The organism is Halomonas sp. 707D4 (assembly GCF_024158685.1).
Lineage (GTDB): Bacteria > Pseudomonadota > Gammaproteobacteria > Pseudomonadales > Halomonadaceae > Vreelandella.
On the sequence record NZ_JAMZBD010000429.1, the window covers coordinates 1 to 2,636 of the forward strand.

Sequence of the window (2,636 nt, forward strand, 5' to 3'; positions counted from 1 at the left end):
GCCGGGTTGCGTGTAATCGAGCGCTCATCTCACGACATTCACTCAACGACACTCACTCAACGACAAGGAGCACGTTCATGGCCGTGGAACCAGGCAAGCCCGTCCCCGACTTCAGCGCCCCCGCCACCGGCGACACCACCGTCACGCTGTCAGCCCTCAAGGGCCAACAAGTGGTGGTCTACTTCTACCCCAAGGCGAGCACGCCGGGCTGCACCACCGAAGGCGGCGACTTTCGTGATCGCAAGGCGGCGTTCGAGGCCGCCAACACGGTGGTGATCGGCGTCTCGCGCGATGGCCTGCGCGCCCAGGAGAACTTCAAGGCCAAGCAGGACTTCAACTTCGCGCTGATCTCCGACAAGGACGAAACCGTGTGCCGGCTGTTCGACGTCATCAAGCTCAAGAAGATGTACGGCAAGGAGCACCTGGGGATCGAGCGCAGCACTTTCCTGATCGACAAGGCAGGCCAGCTTGCCCACGAGTGGCGCGGCGTCAAGGTCGCCGGCCATGCCCAGGAGGTACTGGAGAAGGCGCAGGCGCTCGATGCCGCGAGCGCCTCGGCCGACTAGCGCGGCGGCGGGGTATCGTCGGTGACGATCACGCGCTCGTCCTCCTGGGGCGGGCGCGTCGCTATACCGCGGGGCCACGCGTAGGTCAGCGCCTTGAGAAGGGTGGCCAGCGGAATGGCGAAGAATACCCCCCAGAGCCCCCAGATGCCGCCGAAGAACAGCACCGCCACGATGATCGAGACCGGATGGATGTTGTTGGTTTCGGAGAACAGGATCGGCGAGAGCACGTTGCCGTCCAGCGCCTGGAGAATGGCGTAGGCCATCAGCACGTAGGCGAACTGCTCGCTGATGCCGAAGTGAAAGCCCGCGACCGCAGCGACCGGGAGCGTGGCCACCGCGGCGCCGATGAACGGCACCAGCACCGACAGGCCCACCAGCACCGAGAGCAGCGCGGTGTAGGGCAGCCCGAACAGGGTGAAGACGAAAAACGTCACCGTGCCGACGATGATGATCTCGATCGACTTGCCACGGATGTAGTTGGCGATCTGATCGTCCATCTCGCGCCAGATGCGCGTCATCAGCGTGCGCTTTTGCGGCAGCAGCGACAGGACGAAGCCGACGAGCTCCTCGCGATCCTTGAGCATGAACAGCACCAAAATTGGCACCAGTACCAGGTAGATGATGATCGACATCACGTTACCCAGGGAGGCCAGCGACAGCGTCAGGGCCCGTTGGCCGAGCTGGCTGATCTCTCGGCTGGCCACGCTGATCCAGTTCTGCATCTGGTCCGGGGTGATCAGATTAGGATAGCGCGCCTGCAGCTCGTCGAGCCACGCCTGGCCGCTGGCGAACATGCGCGGTGACTCCTGCACCAGCCCGACCAGCTGGTGCCAGATCAACGGCATCAGGATGAACGCCAGCGTCAACAGCGCCCCGACGAAGGCCAGGAAGACGATGATCACCGCCAGCAGGTGCGGCACCCCGCGCCGGGTGAAGACGTTGACCACGCCCTGGAGCAGAAAGGCCAGCACCAGCGCGGTGAAGAACGGCGCGAGCATGCGCCCGAACCAGATGATGGCAGCGAAACCCGCCACCAGGACCACCAGAAGGATCAGCGCTTCCTCGTCGGAGAAGTAGCGTTCCACCCAGCTTTTCAGGATGTTGCGCACGGTCATGGGCGAAGGCTCTCTGCTTTGCGTATCCAGAAATGAAAGCCGTCCGCGCGCTGTTCGCGATGGACGAGCGTGTGGGCACTGTGCTCGGCGAAGGTGGCGATGTCCCGCCACGACCCTTGGTCGCTCGCCGCCACTTCCAGAAGCTGGCCACTCTCGAGCGTGGCCAGTGCCTGCTTGGTCTTCAAAAGTGGCAGCGGGCAGGCGAGCCCACGGGCGTCGAGCGCTGCATCCGGCGCGGGCATCACGCACTCGCGCCCTTTCTGATCCGACATGACGGCTCCCTTAAAATGGCTGCCTAACGCTGGCATTGTGGCATAAACTCGGTTATCACTGATGATCGATCGCTGTTGATTTAACGGCACTTACCGGCACGAATCAATGTCACACCGCCGGTCGCCGGCTTTTTTCCGGCCGTCTTGACGACAACCACGAGGACGCCATGTCGCACGTTCGCTTCCTGCCACGCTGGGCGCTCGCCTTCACCCTGCTGCTGGCAAGCGTCGCCCCGCCCGCCCAGAGCCAGGGGTTCGACAACAGCCGGTTGCCGAGCCTGGGCGGCGCGGCGCCCTCGGTGAGCAACGAGGAGTACCGCCTGGGCCGTGCCTGGCTCCGGCAGTTTCGCGCCCAGGCGCCACAGTGGCAGGACGCCATCGTCAACGACTATCTGGACGGCCTGGTGGCAAGACTTGCGCCCTACAGCCAGCTGGGCGGCATCAGCACCATCACCGTGATGGTCGATCATCGTGCGCTCAACGCCTTCGCGGTGCCCGGTGGCGTGGTCGGCATCAACTCGGGGCTCTTTGCCTTCGCCGACGATGAAGGTGCCTTCGTGTCGGTACTGGCTCACGAGCTTGGCCACCTCTCCCAACGCCACTACGCCCGTGGCAGCGACCGCGCGGGCCAGACCCAGCTGCCCGCCATGGCGGGCATGCTCGCCGGCATGCTGATCGCGGCC

At 64.5% G+C, this 2,636-nt stretch carries 4 protein-coding genes; 2 read left to right on the top strand and 2 right to left on the bottom strand.

The window, feature by feature from the left end:
- The first annotated feature begins 77 nt into the window (after window positions 1-77).
- Window positions 78-566 (top strand): peroxiredoxin, encoded by a 489-nt coding sequence (locus tag BIS11_RS14775; protein ID WP_253420919.1) that lies wholly within the window; start codon window positions 78-80, stop codon window positions 564-566.
- On the opposite strand, the gene BIS11_RS14780 is transcribed toward BIS11_RS14775, so the two are convergent.
- Together BIS11_RS14780 and BIS11_RS14785 are read right to left on the bottom strand one after the other, a co-directional pair.
- A complete protein-coding gene (locus BIS11_RS14780) occupies window positions 563-1,681 on the bottom strand; it encodes an AI-2E family transporter (RefSeq protein WP_253420917.1) in 1,119 nt (372 codons plus the stop codon). The genes BIS11_RS14775 and BIS11_RS14780 overlap by 4 nt on opposite strands.
- On the bottom strand, window positions 1,678-1,953 hold the full coding sequence (locus tag BIS11_RS14785; RefSeq protein ID WP_253420916.1) for a sulfurtransferase TusA family protein: 276 nt from the start codon (window positions 1,951-1,953) through the stop codon (window positions 1,678-1,680). The genes BIS11_RS14780 and BIS11_RS14785 overlap by 4 nt, the downstream gene beginning before the upstream one ends.
- A gap of 167 nt (window positions 1,954-2,120) precedes the next feature.
- Between BIS11_RS14785 and BIS11_RS14790 the strand changes: the two genes are divergently transcribed.
- Window positions 2,121-2,636, top strand: a 516-nt coding sequence (locus tag BIS11_RS14790; RefSeq protein WP_253586406.1) for a M48 family metalloprotease, incomplete at its 3' end; no start/stop codon positions are given.

What these genes read in the sequence shown, in the direction of transcription:
- BIS11_RS14785 (WP_253420916.1), bottom strand. Translation starts at nt 1,953, where the DNA reads ATGTCGGATCAGAAAGGGCGCGAGTGCGTGATGCCCGCGCCGGATGCA.
- BIS11_RS14780 (WP_253420917.1), bottom strand. Translation starts at nt 1,681, where the DNA reads ATGACCGTGCGCAACATCCTGAAAAGCTGGGTGGAACGCTACTTCTCC.
- BIS11_RS14775 (WP_253420919.1), top strand. Translation starts at nt 78, where the DNA reads ATGGCCGTGGAACCAGGCAAGCCCGTCCCCGACTTCAGCGCCCCCGCC.